This window comes from Brevundimonas sp., from assembly GCF_965278935.1.
Taxonomy (GTDB): Bacteria; Pseudomonadota; Alphaproteobacteria; order Caulobacterales; family Caulobacteraceae; genus Brevundimonas.
Genome location: NZ_OZ257124.1, coordinates 2,688,819 through 2,703,909, shown reverse-complemented (window position 1 = coordinate 2,703,909; position 15,091 = coordinate 2,688,819). Strand labels below are relative to the sequence as shown.

Sequence of the window (15,091 nt, the reverse complement as noted above, 5' to 3'; positions counted from 1 at the left end):
CGTCGCCGAAGGGGGAGGTCTGTATGAGGAAGTGGTTGCGGGCGATGAACCCGCTGATGAAGCCGCGCGGCATGGCCGAGGCCCAGTGGGCCGCGCAGTCGATGGCGTTCGCCCTCGTCGTTTCGTTTCTGGGAGGTCTTCCGGCCTCGATCTGGCTGGTGAAGAACCCCGGCTGGTTCACCGACATCGTGACCGCGCAGCAGGGCGTCAGTGGTCTTTCGGAAGCGCAGATCGCGTCGATGACCCCCTATTTCGAGGCGAGCATACCAATGATGTTTACCTTCAGCATCTTGGTGACGGCGGCCGTGTACGCCGTTCTCGCCTGGGTGCAGTGGCGCCAGATGACGCGCTGGATTCCCATCGTCTGGCTGGCTCTGGCTGCCTATGGCGGCATGATGATGATTGTACGGAGGGCAACAGGAGTCGCCGACTTGATCCAGATCGGGCCGGGCTGGATGTACGGTCTGTCTCTGGCCTGTTCGATCGCAGCGACCATCATCGCGGTAGCGTCCTTGCGGGGCGCGACCATGCTGTATCGCTTGAGACGAGAGCCCTGACCAAGGGCCCCATGCCCATCAACACATCCGCCCAGGACCCCAAGGATTTCAACGCCCGGGATTATTTAGGGCCTTTATCCGCGCCCCCTTCCGGACCGGGCGTACACTTCTCCCGTCCCACTGCATGGGGAAGGCGTCCTGGGCCCAGGACCCGGACGTGCTGTGGGGCGCGATCGAGCGGGAAACTGTATCGCTGCGCGCGGCCGAGGACCCTGATCCGGCGACGACCTGGATCCGTGGAGGCACGAACCGGCGCTGGTGCAGGACTGTCCATGGGGTGACAAACCGTGGAGCCCGGAGGGACCTGATACCCTCCGCCCGTCGCGGGCCTAGGTCGGACAGGGTTTAAGCGGCGCAAAGCGTGGGGGTCGACAGCGACGAAAACCCCACAGGCTGCACGAAGCCCGTCACCGGCCGCTCGCGTGAACCGGTCGCGACGGAGCCCTTGGCGCGAGCCGAAAACTTCTCATCCGGTCCCCGTAACGCGAAAGCAGGGGGCCACATCGGTTCCGGGCGACCGCCCGGGCTCCGTCGACTTCCCCACAACTTCCGCCCGATGGGCAGGGAGCGATGAATCACGCTCAGTATTCTCCCTCCCACTTGGGGGAGGGTGGTCGAAGCGCAGCGAAGACCGGGTGGGGGCGGCAAGGCAAAACACCACAGGCCTGCATCCGCATCGCCCTGCCGTCCCCACCCCGTCGCTTCGCGACGACCCTCCCCCGAGGGGGAGGGAGACTGCTGAACGATATTGCGCACCCCATCACCGCCGTGTAAAACGTCCTTGTCATTTTGGAGGAAAGACACATGAGCAGCTGGCTGAAGGCGATGAACCCCTCGAGCCCGATCACGACCGAGGCGGAGGCCGAACGTGCGGCCAGGGCCAGCGCGATCTCGATCTTCATCGGCGTCGTGGTCGGCCTGATCGGCCTGGCCTGGACCCTGGCCAATCCAGGAACGATGCAGGACGCGGTCGCGACCGCATCCCAGGGGGACCCGGCTGCTGGCGCCATGGCCAATGCTTCGCTGCAGGCCGGTCTATGGATGGCTGGCGCGATGGTCGCGATCCAGCTGATCCTCGGCGTCGTTCAGTGGCGCAGCCCGGGCAAGTTCATCGCGATCCTCTTCATCGTCCTGATCGCCCTGGGCATCGCCATGAGCGTCGCGGCGCCCCTGATGACCGCCTCGATGCCGACCGTGCCTATCACGCCCATGTGGCAGATCGGCCTGTCGGTCGTGATCATGATCGTCCAGCTCGTCCTGCACGTCACCGGCCTCAAGGGCATCAAACAGCTGGACCGCATCCAGATGGAGCAGTCGCGCTAGTTTGCTTCTGACCCCCGATTGGGCCGCCGGTCCTCCGATCCCGTTCCGGGGATGCGGGACTGGCGGCGCCAGCGGATCGACAGGGTGGCGTCGCCCTGTCCGCCGAACTCGGAGCTGATGGCCAGATTCCGGCGCACCTGCCATTCGACATTGACCGCCGCCCCGCCCTCGCCGCCGCCGATGATCTCCAGATAGACGTCGTCGGTGATGTAGCGGCCGCCCGCCACCGTCAGGGCCGAGGCCTCGCCGCCGAACGACAACCGGTCCAGCCCGGCCAGTTCGCGCAGGTTTCCGATCACATCGAACCCGCCGCCGCCTGCCAGGGAGGCTACACCCGCCGCCAGCTGGGCCGCCTCGAACGGCGACAACTGCGACGCCGAGCGACCGAACAGGACCTGCGACAGGATTTCGTCCTGGGGCAGGGCGGGGGTCGAGGTCAGCAGGATCTCGGGCCGCGCCGCCGTACCGGTGACCCGGATGGTCGCGGTCAGGGCCGGATCCTCGCGCACCGCCGACAGGTTCAGCCGAATCCGCGCCGGGTCGGTGGACAGGGAGACGGAGCCGCGGTCGTCGAACACGAACCGTTTGCCCGCGAACTCATAGTCCCCGCGCACGACGGCCGCGCCGCCGGTCAGAATCGGTTGGGAGACCGTGCCGCGCACCCGGGCATTGACGCTGAGCAGGACGTTCAGGCCTCGCCCGGCCACCCGCACGTCGCCGCCACGCGAGCGCAGGCGGATGTCCATGCCGATCTGGGGACCCCGGCTGGGACCGTCGTCGGCCTCGACCGGATCGCCGCCGGGGCGGTTGATCTCGACGACGTCCATGCCGACGATGCCGCTCGATCCCGGCGGATTGGCCTCGATACGGGCCTCGTCGATATTGATCTCGCCCGCCAGCTGGATATTGCCGTCGGCGGCCCGGACGACGGTCAGAGGACCGGACGCGCGGCCCTCGGCGATCTCGTTGTCGATGATCTTGAACCGGGTCAGGGTCAGTTCGAAATTGGATCCCGACCCCTCCCGCAGACCGATGCGACCGTCGCCGGAAACGGTCCCGCCGGCGCCGTCGTTGGCCGTGAAGGTCTGGATCAGCGCCGTCGTGTCGTCGAACCGGCTCGCCAGGGTGACGTCCTCGAGGGTCAGCCCCACGCCGTTGTCGCGGAACCGGCCGTTCTGGAGGTTCAGTCGCCCGTTGATCAGGGGCGCCGCCAGCGTCCCGCCGAGAGTCGCCGAGCCATCGACCTGACCCGCCAGCGTCCGTTCGCCGCCGAAGAAGACATCCCAGATCGGCTGGATCTGGCCCTGCACCTCGACCCGGCCGGACATGCCGCGGGTCCGGGCGATGGCCAGACGCAGCGGCGCGGCCGAGGACTCGACCGGCAGGGTGACGTCGGCCGTGGCGCGCACCGCGTCGGTGCCGGCCGCATTGGCCTGGATGCGCAGCGTGTCGTTGACGAGGGTCGCGGTCACCGCCCCGTCCACCGAGAGACCACGAGGCGCATCCACGCTGCGCAGCTGGGCCAGGTTGACGTTGGCCGAACCCGAAAGGTCGTCGCCGGACCCGCGCAGGGAAATCCGGCCCGTGACCCTGCCCCTCAGGTCGGGCGCGATGGAGCCCAGCTCGACGCTGGTGAGGTCGGCCTGGATCACAGCGGCATCCGAGTCCTGACGCACTTCGCCAAGCAGGACGCCGCCTCCGATCGACAGGTCCACCCGGGCGACCCGGCCGTCTCCGGCGAGGGCGACGACGGCGGCATTGCGCGTCGAGAAGGCGACGTCACGCACCTTGCCCGCTCCGCTGAGGGTGACGCTCTGCGCCTCGCCCTGCCGCGAATAGACGCCCGACCCGTCGAACGAGACGGGCGTTCCTCCGCCAACATCGGCCTTCAGGGTGAAGGGCAGGCGGTCGAGGGTGCCTCGCCCGTCCAGCTCCAGCGAACGGATCAACCAGGTCGAGCCGGCCAGTCGGACGTTGGAGCCGGTCACGTCGAGGATCGCCGTCTCGTCGCCCGCACCTTCCGTCAGCCGGATGCGACCGTCCGCCGTGCCTGAGGCGAGAAAGGCGCCGGGACGGGCCGTGAAGGTCAGGTCGGCGCTCGACGGCGTATTGTTGGCCAAGGCGATCGCACCCTGCGCCGTCACCCCGCCGGCGTTCAGATCGACCTCGGTCAGGCGGATGCGATTGCCGCCGAGGAAGAAGTTTCCCGCCGCCCGGGCCGGACCGTAGTTCGATCCGGCGGTCATGACGATCCGCCCGTCCGAGGCGTCCGTCCCCTTGCGGAAGCTCAGAACCAGGTCCGCCTTGGTCAGGGTCAGGGGGCCGGCGGCGATGCTGCCGAAGGCGGCGGTCAGGTCGACGCGGGGTTCGGCCAAGGTCCCGGTCAGGGCGCCGTCACCGGTCATCGCGCCGTCGATGGCGACGGGCCCGACGCCGAACGGCCCTTGGGCATTCCAGTTCAACGCCAGACGCAGCCGCCCCTGCGGCTCGATCAGCCCCCGCGCCGATGCCCTGCCCGCAGCGCCGGTCAGGACGCCCTGTTCGATAGCGATCCTTCCGTCGTCCAGTCCGCCTGCGAGCTGCAGCCGGGGCGTGGCGCCCAGCAGCCGATCCAGCTCGGCCATACCCGTGGTCAGCCGTCCGCCGCGCCCGTCGAACGTCAAAACCCAAGGCGCGCCGCTGCGGGCCGAGGAAGCCTGGATCGGACCGCCGAAGGTTCCCGTCGCCCCGGTCCGGATGCGGCTGACATCGGTGATGTCAGCCCGGCCGCGGAAACCGAGACCGCCGGTCAGGCTGCGCCCGCCGGAGCCGCTCAGGGTCAGGGCCTGACCACGCACATCGACCTTCTGTAGCAGGATGGCCCCATCGGCGAGACGGGCCGCCTCGAACGACAGGCGGGGCGCGGCGCCGAGCAGAGCTCCCACGATCCCTTGGCTGCGCCCCCCTGCGACGGCGAGCTGACCGGTCAGACCGATGCGGCCGTTGTCGGCGGAAATGTCGAGCGGCCCGGCGATCGTCCGGGCCGCGTAGCTGGCGAGGTCGGCATTGGCCAACCGGACGGTCCCGTCCAGCTTCCAGCGCGCCGCATCGCCGGTGAAGATCCCCGACCAGGTCGCCGCCCCCCCGCTCGTCGCTCCGACCAGCCGGGTGACCGATCCGGTCGAGACCGTCAGGGCGACCCCGTCGGGAGCGCTGCGGTCATTGAGGCGGATCATGCCTTGGGCGGTCGACTGCAGGTTCTCCGCCGTCAGCTGCCAGGCCATGCCCTGGATCTTGTCGTCCTTCGCATCCGGCACGGAGGCGAAGCCGAAGCGCGCGGTGCGGCCGATCCGCTCGACGAATGGCGCCAGCAGGTCCGATCCGCTGAAGTCGAAATAGCCGGAGATGCGCGAGCCTTCGGGACCATAGCGGCCGCGGACGGTCAGGGGCGTGAAGTCCCCGGTGCGCACCGTGGCGTTGACGATGTCGCCGTTGACGAGGGCCGAGGCGAAGAAGGGCTGGTCCGGCGAATAGCCGAGCGACCCTGCCAGCGGCCCGCCCTGGGCCTCGCTGGCCCTCAGGTTGAGGCGCAAATCCTCAGGTTTGGCGCCCAGGGTGGCTCCGATGCGCAGGAAATCGCCCGGCCGGTTCAGGCTGTAGGCGGCGACGTTCGCGACCTTGTCTCCGGTGCGGGGGACCAGGGCGTCGCCGGTCAGACGCCAGCGGCCATACTCCTGCGAGAAGCCTTCCAGGAGTTCGATGTCGGCGGTGAATTTATCGATGTCGATGCTGATCGGCATCGGCTGCGGCGGCCGCCCGTCCGGCGGATCGAGCTCGGGACGGCGGATCAGCCGGATCGATTTCGCGGTGATGTCTGCGGCGTGGAACCGGCGGCTGACGAGCGGCCAGTAGCTCCAGTCCACCCGGACATCGCGGGCCTCCAGCCAGACACCCTTCTCATCGGTGATCGTGACGCGACGCAGGGTGAAGTCGTCGAACAGATCACCCTGAAGGCCCTCGACGTTGATGCGGCCATAACGGCTGATTTTCTTGCCGGCGACGAAGCTGGTGACCAACTCGCGCCCGGGGCCGGAGACCAGATACATGCGGCCGCCGAAGGCCAGGATCAGGGCTAGGACGAACAGGCCGATCAAGGCGAACCCGCCGAAGAAGGCGACGGCCTGAAGCCGGGTGCGCCGACGCTTTTCCGCCTTGGCGGGCGTCTCGATTTCGGCGGCGATCGCGTCAGGCGTGACGGTTTCGACCGGCTTCTTCTTCCGGACCGACGGCACGCGCCGGGGGGGCTTGGAGGTCGGATCGGTCAAAACGCCTGACCGATGCTGACATAGACCTGGAAGTTCGCGTCGCCCTCGCGCTTGTCCAGCGGGAGGGCGATGTCGGCGCGGATCGGGCCGAAGGACAGGTTGTAGCGGGCGCCGATGCCCACCGCGTAGCGCAGGTTGGAGAAGTCTGGGGTCTCCGCGAAGCCGATCGCGCCGGCGTCCACGAAGCCGACCACGCCGAATCCCTTGCCGATGTCGTGACGGACCTCGGCCGAGACCTCGAACAGGGAGATGCCGCCACGCGGCGTGTTGTCGGGCAGGCGTGGACCGACGCCCTGGTAGGAGTAGCCGCGCACCGAGCCGCCACCACCGGAATAGAACAGGCGATCCGAGGGGACGCTGAGCTCGCTCCCGCCGATGATCGACCCCAGTCGCATGCGGCCGGCCAGCACCGTACGGGCGTTGTCCTGCACGGGCATATAGGCCGTGGCCTGGGCCTCGGTGCGCAGGAACAGGATGGTGTCCTCGCCCGCCACCGCCGTGGGCTGGACGTTCAGCGTCATGCGCCAGCCGGTCGTCGGGTTCAGCGGGTCGTTGGACTGGTCGATATAGGCGCTACCCCGGCCGGTCAGGATGGCCAGGTCGCGGTCGAAGCTGATCGGCGCCTGGGTGACCGGATCGAAGCGGTTCTCGTTGTACCGGCCCGCGTCCAGACCGATGCCATAGCTGTAGTACGAGGTCTTGCCGATGCGCTGGCGCAGGTCGGCGGACAGGACGGCGGCGGTCCGGCGATAGGCGTCGGTGTCCTCGTTCACCACGGCGGCGGACAGGGCCAAGGTCTCTCCTGGCGTGCGCCAGTGCGGCAGGCTGAGGTCCGCGCCGATGCGGCTGTCGATGTTGGCGATCCGGGCCTGGAACCGCAGGGTGTCGGCGCGACCGAAGCGATTGTACCAGGTCCACAGCCCTTCGACGCCGGAACCGTCGGCGGTCGAGAAGGTGGCGCCGGCCTCGAGGATGCGGCGCGGCCTGTCGGTCAGGGTGACGACGACCGGGCGATTGCCGGCGGGGGTGGTCTGGTCCGCCGCCGTCAGGGCCACCGCGACCCCGTCATAGACGCCGGTCTCCAGCAACCGCCGTTCCAGCTCGGCGACCAGTTCCGGATCGTAGCGCTGTCCCTCGTTCCAGGGTGCAAGCCCTGTGACCCAATCCGGGTTCGTCGGTCCCCGGGTCTCCAGCCGCACGCCATCGAGGCGAACCAGAGGGCCGGAGTTGATATTGTAGGTCGGGGCGACGGTCAGGGCGGCGTGATCCACCACGACGCGGCGCGGCTCGGTAACGGCGTCGGGGTAGCCCTCGCGCGCCAGGCGGGCGATGACCCGGCCTTCGCCGGCGATGACATCGACGGCACGGCCCGGATCGCCGGGGTCCAGCCCGATTTCGGCTTGGGCCGTCCGGATGACCTCGGGTTCGGGTTCGGGCGCGATCCACCGGATCGCAGGCTCGACGAGCACAAAACGTGGGCCCGGTGTGATCTCGACGATCGCGACGGGGTTCTCCTCGCCCTCGACGACGTCGGCCAGTATCGGCTGGTAGTAGCCTTCTGACCGCAGCAGGGCCTCGGCCGAGGCCATGGCGGCGCGGGCGCGGCGGCGGGCGTCGAAGCCGTTGGTGGGCGGTCCGTCGGTCTCGCCGATGGCGCGGATCAGGGCCGCGCGCAGGTCGGCGTCGAGGTCGCCGCGGATCTGGGCGCGCGGATCAGCGGAGGCCGCTCCCGCGACGCTGATTGCGCCCAAGCCGAGCACCGCCGCGACGAGCGCGACGGGAATCCGGCGGAAGGGAGAGAAGCTCGACGTCAACATGCAACCCTGATCGGCGACCTGCTCCGGACGGATCAGGCTCGCCAGAGGCCCCCCTCAATCAGCGAATCGGGACGACCTTGCGGCCGATCAATAGAACAGGGTTTCGCTCTCCGGCTTAACCGTCTCTTCCGACGAGCGCTGCTCGGGAGGCAGGGTCGAGGAAGGCGGAACGTCCGTGGCGGCGGTCGTATCGGCAGCAGGAACGCCCTGATCTGTCGCCGCAGGCGCGACGGGCGCCTCGATCGGCGGCGCGGTCTCAACCTGCCCGGACTCGGGGTCTTCGCAGCCTGCGACGGCCAGACCGGCGGCTCCTAGAGCCGCAAGCAACATCAAACGCTTCATTTCAAATCTCCCCCGGAGTGCGGCGTCGAAACGCGCCGTGAACAGGCCTGTTCCATAGCTTGTCCCTTGCTGTGGGTCACGCCGGATCAACCGAGTTCTGGCAACCAATCCTTCGTCTATTGGCGCGACACTCAGCTTAACGGGAGAGGGCTCAGGGATGACGGCGAACGGCTATGCCATGATCGCCCAGGTGCGGTTCCGCGAACTCAGGACGCGGATCGGCCTGGCGGCGTTCATCGCCGTGACCGCGTGGTTCCTGACCCACACCTTCTGGCCCGCCGTCTGGTTCGGGGCCGTCGTGGCGACACAAGCCCTGGACTGGGTCGCCTTCCGACCCTTGCGCCGGCGTCCCGACGTCGAGCCGTCGCTCGCCTACAAGATCGCCCTCTGCGCCACGGCCTCGGTCAATGTGATCGTCTATTCGGGCATCGCCGCCTATCTGTGGGTGGCGGGAGGCGACGCCGGTCGGTTGTTCGCGATCGTTCAGGTGGCCGGCGGCCTGCTTCACGTCAGCCTGCATATGCACCATGTGAGGCCGCTGCTGTTCGCGGCGGTCATTCCGCACAGCCTTTATTTCCTCGGAATGCCCGTCGTCGGTGCGATCATCGATGGAAAGCCGCAGGAGATGCTGATCGCCCTGGGCGGGGTTCTCTACATGATGCATCTGGTCGTCGCCGTACGGCAGAGCTCCATGACCACGACGGCCCTGCAGACCGCCAACGCCGAGGCGCGGCTGGAACGCCAGAAAGCCGAGGTGGCCAGCGCCGCCAAGTCGGACTTCCTGGCCGTCATCAGCCATGAGATCCGCACCCCCATGAACGCTGTCATCTCTGCGGCCAACCTGCTGCGTCGCACGCGACTGGATCGGGAGCAGCGCGAGCATGTGTCGATGCTTCTGGATGGAGGCGACGTGCTGGTCGGCCTCTTGAACGATGTGCTCGACCTGTCGAAGATCGAGGCGGGCAAGATGACGCTGGAATCCTCGGTGATGGATCTGCGCGAGAAGCTGGGCTCGCTCGGTCGACTGTGGGGGCCCAAGGCCGAGGCCAACGGTGTTCGCCTGAAGATCGAGATCGAGCCCGATGTGCCCGACTGCGTCCGCACCGATCCGCTGCGCCTGCAACAGATGCTGTTCAACCTGTTGTCCAACGCCGTGAAGTTCACCGACGATGGCTCGATCACTGTCTCGGTGGACTGGCGAGCGCCGGATAGTCGCCTGATCATCACGGTGGTCGATACAGGCGTGGGCATTCCGGCGGACCGGCTTGCGGGCATTTTCGACAGCTTCGAACAGGTCGATGCGGGGACGACGCGGAAGTACGGCGGAACCGGCCTGGGCCTGGCGATCAGTCGGCGACTGGCCGAGATCATGGGCGGCCGGCTTACCGCCGAAAGCGTCGAGGGAGAGGGTTCGACCTTTGTCCTGAGCCTGCCGATGGAGGCCGTGGTCAAGCCGGCGGTCGAGACCCGGCGTCGGGCGGCGCCGCAGGCCGGGCTGCAGGGCAAGGTCATTCTCGCCGCCGACGATCACGCGGTGAACCGGCGCATCCTGTCGCTCCTGCTGGAGCCGCACGGGTGCACGATCCTGCTGGTCGAGAACGGGGCGGAGGCGGTCGAGGCGGCGAAGATCCAGCGGTTCGACGCCATCCTGATGGACATGCAGATGCCGGTCATGGACGGACTGGAGGCCTCGGCCCAGATCCGGGCCGGAGGGATGAACCGGCGCACGCCGCTGATCGCCCTGACAGCCAACGCCATGGATGTGCATCGCGCGGCCTGGGATGCGACCGGGGTGCACGCCTTCCTGACCAAGCCGATCGACCCGGTCCTGCTGGCCGCGACCTTGGCCGAAGCCTGCGCCGAGACGGTCGAGGAAGATGAAGCCCGGGTCGCCCAGGCTTGATCGTTGCACTGTTTCGCGAATTCCGAGTGCAAGACAGTGCAAGCGACGCGTACAGTCGTTAACAAAATCATAGGCTTGGTAATTTCGCGGCCCCAGACAGTGCAAGATCGTCTGACATTCGGGCTACCGGGCGCCGGCTGGGACTGACTTTTCAAAGACCTGCACTCGAGGTGGGAAGCGATTAGCGCCAGAGCAAGTCCTGAAGAAGAATAAATTCTCTTCCGAATGGCACGCCCTGGATGCGCCGCCGCTAGCTCCAGCGGGCGAGGGCGTCTTCCAGCGACAGTTGGCCTGTGGGCTCGATCGGCGCGAGCTGACCGTCAAAGCGGGGCGCCGGAGAGGGCTGGAGTGGTGAGCCGGCGATCGTCTGTCGCGCCTTGTTGTGGGGATGGTCGGCTGCTTCTGCGAAGGTCAGGACCGGGGTGACGCAGGCTTCCGTGCCCCCGAAATGCGCGGCCCAGTCGTCGCGGGTGCGGCCGGCGAACAGGGCTGTGAACTTCGCTTCCAGCGAGGGCCAGTTGCTGACCGGGAACTGCGCAGCCTCGGCCGGATCAAGTTCGAGACCCGCGAGCAGGGCGGCGTAGAAGCGGGGTTCAAGCGCGCCGACGGCGACGAATTGCCCGTCTGCGCAGGCATAGCAACGGTAGAAGGGAGCCGCGCCGTCGAGCAGATTGGTCCCGCGCTCGCCCCAATGGCCGCTGGCGGTCATGGAGAAGAACAGGGCGGACAGGAGCGCCGTACCGTCCGTCATGGCGGCATCGACGACACGGCCTTTGCCGGTGGTGCGGGCCTCGATGATGGCGGCGAGCACGCCCGTCACCAGCAACATGGCGCCGCCGCCGTAGTCGCCGACGAGGTTCAGCGGCGGGACGGGCGGGCGGCCCGCCTCGCCCATGGCGTGGAGCGCGCCGGTCAGGCCGATGTAGTTGATGTCGTGGCCGACCGTCTGGGCCAGCGGCCCGGTCTGGCCCCAGCCGGTGACGCGGCCAAAGACCAGTTTCGGGTTGCGGGTGGCGCAGTCCTCGGGACCGAGACCCAGGCGTTCGAGCACGCCGGGCCGGAAGCCCTCGATGACGGCGTCGGCGCCCGCAATCAGGTCGAGGACTCTGTCGCGGTCGGCGGCGGACTTCAGGTCGACCACGACGGCGTTGCGGGCGCGGTGCATCACGTCGTTGCCGACCTCGCCGAAGGCTCCGGCCTTGGCGCGGCTCAGGCGCAGGATGTCGGCTCCGAGATCGGCCAGGACCATGCCGGCGAAGGTCACCGGACCCAGGCCGTCGAACTCGATGATACGGACGCCAGAAAGAGGTTTCATGCTGGCTTGCTAGCGGCAGCCGGTAGCCCGGTCGAGTTCACGCAGGGGAAGCGTCTGAGGCTTTTCTCACGCCGTTGACGGCGGAGAAGCGATGGTACGTCCTCTCGGGCTCGAACCGAGGACCCTCTGATTAAAAGTCAGATGCTCTAACCAACTGAGCTAAGGACGCACATCGTGGTCGCAGAACGGCTGGGCCGTTTCGCGGTTGCGCCTTCTGGTTCATCGGGCCGGTCGGGTCAAGGGCTGCGCCTTCCTTTCCTGATCTTGTCGTTCGCCTTCGTGGACACAGGTCCCGCGCGGGGTATGGTGCGGCATCACGAGGGGGACGACGGGCATGCGCGGCATCGGGATCATGGCGGCCGCGGTCGCACTCATCGGGCTCACCGGCTGCACGCCGGCGGCAGACAAGGCCGCCCCGCCGGCTGCGGCCCAGGCCGCCGCGCCTCAGCCGAGCCAGACGATGCAGGAGACCTTCGTCAACTGCACCTGGGGCGAGACGACCGGCGGGGGCCTGTCGGTGTGGAGCTATGCCTGCCCGCAGGCCGGCAATACGCATATGGTCTATGACGCCAGCCTGCCGGGCTTCGCGCTCGAAGGGACCTACGACGGACAGACGGGGCGGAGCCCGGCCATCGTGATCTTCAAGAAGGCCACCGACGCGCCGCTCGATTCCATCCTGGCCGAGGTTCGCGCCAGGTCGCCGGGGCCGCATTCGGCGACCTGCGTCCTGTCGACCATTCCAAGCCCCGAGGGCGACATCGCGGGCTTCGAGCCGACCGGTGCGGTGAAGACCCAATGGGACGCCTTCGCGTCGGGCGCCGAAGGGGCGGAGCCGATGGACGCGCCGTGCGGCGACATGGGGCCACAGATGTCGGGCGACCGGGGCTTCCGCGTGCTGGCCGACGATCCGACGACGGTGGTGTTCATCGAATACGGCAGCGAGATCCAGCCGTTCGATTTCACCACGATCCGCAAGGTCGGTTGATCCGGGGTTCCAGTGCAGTTGCGTAGCGTCCTCCTTTCGATCTCGGTTCTGGCCCTGCTGGGCGGCTGTTCGGCTGCGCGGCAGGTGGGGGAAGGGTTCGGCGATGCGGCGACCCAGCCGCTCGTCGATCTGAATGTGCGTCGGGACCAGATCCCGACGGTGCTGCTGCAGGCCCAGGCCAATCCGTATGATCGGCGGAACCTCAGCCAGTGCACGACCATCGGGGCCGAGGTGGCGCGGCTGGACGAGGCCTTGGGCCCCGACCGGGACGAACCGCCGGCGCCGGATAGTCCGACCCTGAGCGAACGGGCCCAGGACGCGCTGGCCGAGGCGGCCCTGGATGCCATCCGGGACGCTGTGACCGACTTCATCCCCTACCGCAGCTGGGTGCGGCAGCTGACCGGGGCCCAGGCGCGGTCGAAGGCCGTTCAGGACGCGGTCGAGGCGGGGCGGTTGCGGCGGGCTTTCCTGAAGGGGCTGGGCATGCGGGCGAACTGTTCGCCGCCGGCCTCGCCCGCCTGGTTCCGGCCGACGGGACGGTCGCAGCGGTAGATTTTCCTTAGCCTCAGGACCCGCTGTGCCACGGGTTTTCGGTGATCGTGCGATAAAAGCCCTCCCATCCTAGCGGTTCGGGATTGTCAGCGGCGAATGCCTCCTGCCGTTCTCGCGGGAGATCGGAAAACCATCTGTAAAACGAGCCGTAGACGGTCTCGCCGCGCCCCATACGCCAGCCGATAGAGTTTGCCGGAATCTCGGGGTGAGAAGTCCAGGGGGGCTGGAGGTCGATGGAGGTCACCAGCTTTGACCACCATCACGGCGCTTGTCGCTGCGATCTCCTCTGATCTGGACCGTGCCGTCCTTGGCGAAGGCCTCGAAGGACGGCTTGTCGATGTTGCGGAACTCGCCGGTGCGGTCCCAGTCCCAGTCGAACGAGATCTTCTCGCCCTTGTGCGCGAACTTGCCGGACCAGTGGGCGAAGAAGGAATATTTGTCGCCGCCGATGATGATGACGTGGCGGTGCAGGGCGGTCTCGTTGCCGCCGTCGCGGGGCGGTTCCTCCAGGTAGGTATTGTAGGCGTGGAAGCCTGACTTCTCGATCCGCACGTCAGTTCCCCGTCAATTGGACGTGTGGCGGGCGTGGAAGTCGCGGCGGAACTGCTCGAAGCGGCTGTGCTGGATGGCGTCGCGCATGGCGGCGGTCAGGGCCTGGAAGAAGGCGATGTTGTGCCAGCTGAGCAGGATCTTGCCGAGGATTTCGTCGGCGCGGATCAGGTGGTGCAGATAGGCCTTCGAGTAGGTCGAGGACGGGCCGTCGATGGTGGGGTCGAGCGGGTCCTGATCCTCGGCGAACCGGGCGTTCTTGAGGTTGATCGGCCCCTCCCAGGTCCAGGCCTGGCCGTGGCGGCCGGCGCGGGTGGGCAGGACGCAGTCGAACATGTCGACGCCGCGATACACCGCCTCGACCAGGTCGATCGGCTTTCCGACGCCCATCAGATAGCGGGGGCGGTCGGCGGGCAGCATGTCGGGGGCGTAGTCGAGGACCTCGCACATGGCCTGGTGGCCTTCGCCGACGGCGAGGCCGCCGATGGCGTAGCCGTCGAAGCCGACTTCCTGCAGTTGCTCGGAGGACTGGCGGCGCAGGTCCTCGAAGGTCGAGCCCTGCTGGATGCCGAACAGGGCCTGGGTCTCGCGGGTTCCGAAGGCGGCTTTGGAGCGGGCGCCCCAGCGGATGGAGAGCTCCATAGCCTTGCGGGCGCCGTCCTTCTCGGCCGGCCAGGCCACGCACTGGTCGAGCTGCATCGAGATGTCGGCGCCGATGCGGTCAGCCTGGATCTCGATCGACCGCTCGGGCGACAGGACGTGTTTGGAGCCGTCGATGTGGCTGGCGAAGGTGACGGCCTCTTCCTTGACCCTGGAGATGCCGGCCAGGGACATGACCTGGAAGCCGCCGCTGTCGGTCAGGATGGGTTTGTCCCAACCCATGAATTTGTGCAGGCCGCCGAGGCGCTCCATCCGCTCGGGGCCAGGGCGCAGCATCAGGTGGTAGGTGTTGCCCAGGATGATGTCGGCGCCGGTCTGTTTGACCTGATCCACCGTCATCGCCTTGACCGTGGCGGCGGTGCCGACGGGCATGAAGGCCGGGGTGCGGATGTCGCCGCGCGGGGTCTTGAGGACGCCGGTGCGGGCGCGGCCTTCGGTGGCGGAAATGTCGAACGGGAAGGGCAAGGGCGGGTCTCGGAAAGGGGAGGCGCGTCTTAGAGCGGGGGCGTGGTCTTGGGAAGGCGGGCTGGGCGTGGCGTCCGGACTCGAAAAAACAGTCCGCCGAGTCCGGCGAGTCCGGATGGCGAGCGGGGCGGCCCGCGGTGCGACTCCGAAAAGGGAGTCGACAGACTCGACAGAGTCTACATCGGGGACGGCGGTCGGCCGGCGATGTCAAAGATCAACGGCAGTGTCGCACGGTTTTGAGGGGCGCCTGCGATAAAGGCTCTGGATAGAGCCGGGCGTTGAAATCGTTGGTCGATTGGGGCGATGTGTTGATCACCGA

11 protein-coding genes and 1 tRNA gene are annotated in these 15,091 nt (G+C 67.9%); 5 read left to right on the top strand and 7 right to left on the bottom strand.

What is annotated here, in order from left to right; genetic code table 11:
• Positions 1–44: 44 nt before the first annotated feature.
• Together ACQY68_RS13470 and ACQY68_RS13465 are read left to right on the top strand one after the other, a co-directional pair.
• Entirely contained in the window at positions 45–557 is a 513-nt protein-coding gene (locus ACQY68_RS13470) for a hypothetical protein (protein ID WP_428149993.1), read from the top strand.
• A gap of 804 nt (positions 558–1,361) precedes the next feature.
• Entirely contained in the window at positions 1,362–1,880 is a 519-nt protein-coding gene (locus ACQY68_RS13465; protein WP_428149992.1) for a hypothetical protein, read from the top strand.
• Here the strand turns inward: ACQY68_RS13465 and ACQY68_RS13460 are convergent.
• The 3 genes from ACQY68_RS13460 to ACQY68_RS13450 all read right to left on the bottom strand — a co-directional run bounded on the left by ACQY68_RS13460 (position 1,877) and on the right by ACQY68_RS13450 (position 8,343).
• Entirely contained in the window at positions 1,877–6,151 is a 4,275-nt protein-coding gene (locus ACQY68_RS13460) for a translocation/assembly module TamB domain-containing protein (RefSeq protein ID WP_428152667.1), read from the bottom strand. The two genes, ACQY68_RS13465 and ACQY68_RS13460, sit on opposite strands and share 4 nt — an antisense overlap.
• Positions 6,152–6,180: 29 nt before the next feature.
• Positions 6,181–8,001: an autotransporter assembly complex protein TamA gene (locus tag ACQY68_RS13455; protein WP_428149991.1), complete on the bottom strand. Its 1,821-nt coding sequence runs from the start codon at positions 7,999–8,001 to the stop codon at positions 6,181–6,183.
• A gap of 87 nt (positions 8,002–8,088) precedes the next feature.
• Positions 8,089–8,343: a hypothetical protein gene (locus ACQY68_RS13450; RefSeq protein ID WP_428149989.1), complete on the bottom strand. Its 255-nt coding sequence runs from the start codon at positions 8,341–8,343 to the stop codon at positions 8,089–8,091.
• Between the two features lie 157 nt (positions 8,344–8,500).
• Between ACQY68_RS13450 and ACQY68_RS13445 the strand changes: the two genes are divergently transcribed.
• Positions 8,501–10,246 carry an ATP-binding protein gene (locus ACQY68_RS13445; RefSeq protein ID WP_428149987.1) on the top strand — a complete coding sequence of 582 codons (1,746 nt, stop codon included), beginning with the start codon at positions 8,501–8,503 and terminating at the stop codon, positions 10,244–10,246.
• 250 nt (positions 10,247–10,496) lie between these two features.
• Here the strand turns inward: ACQY68_RS13445 and ACQY68_RS13440 are convergent, their stop codons facing one another.
• Positions 10,497–11,561, bottom strand: a complete 1,065-nt coding sequence (locus ACQY68_RS13440) for a CaiB/BaiF CoA transferase family protein (protein WP_428149986.1) — start codon at positions 11,559–11,561, stop codon at positions 10,497–10,499.
• A 92-nt stretch (positions 11,562–11,653) separates the two neighbouring features.
• Positions 11,654–11,730 (bottom strand) — tRNA-Lys (locus tag ACQY68_RS13435).
• A gap of 165 nt (positions 11,731–11,895) precedes the next feature.
• Here ACQY68_RS13435 and ACQY68_RS13430 point away from each other — a divergent pair.
• Together ACQY68_RS13430 and ACQY68_RS13425 are read left to right on the top strand one after the other, a co-directional pair.
• Complete coding sequence (locus ACQY68_RS13430) at positions 11,896–12,546, top strand: hypothetical protein (RefSeq protein WP_428149984.1); 651 nt, start codon at positions 11,896–11,898, stop codon at positions 12,544–12,546.
• 18 nt (positions 12,547–12,564) lie between these two features.
• Positions 12,565–13,098 carry a hypothetical protein gene (locus tag ACQY68_RS13425; protein ID WP_428149983.1) on the top strand — a complete coding sequence of 178 codons (534 nt, stop codon included), beginning with the start codon at positions 12,565–12,567 and terminating at the stop codon, positions 13,096–13,098.
• A 240-nt stretch (positions 13,099–13,338) separates the two neighbouring features.
• Here the strand turns inward: ACQY68_RS13425 and ACQY68_RS13420 are convergent, their stop codons facing one another.
• Positions 13,339–13,650, bottom strand: a complete 312-nt coding sequence (locus ACQY68_RS13420) for a hypothetical protein (RefSeq protein ID WP_428149981.1) — start codon at positions 13,648–13,650, stop codon at positions 13,339–13,341.
• Between the two features lie 12 nt (positions 13,651–13,662).
• The gene (gene tgt, locus ACQY68_RS13415) at positions 13,663–14,772 is read right to left on the bottom strand and encodes a tRNA guanosine(34) transglycosylase Tgt (protein WP_428149979.1); all 1,110 of its coding nucleotides are present in this window, start codon (positions 14,770–14,772) and stop codon (positions 13,663–13,665) included.
• Positions 14,773–15,091: the final 319 nt, after the last annotated feature.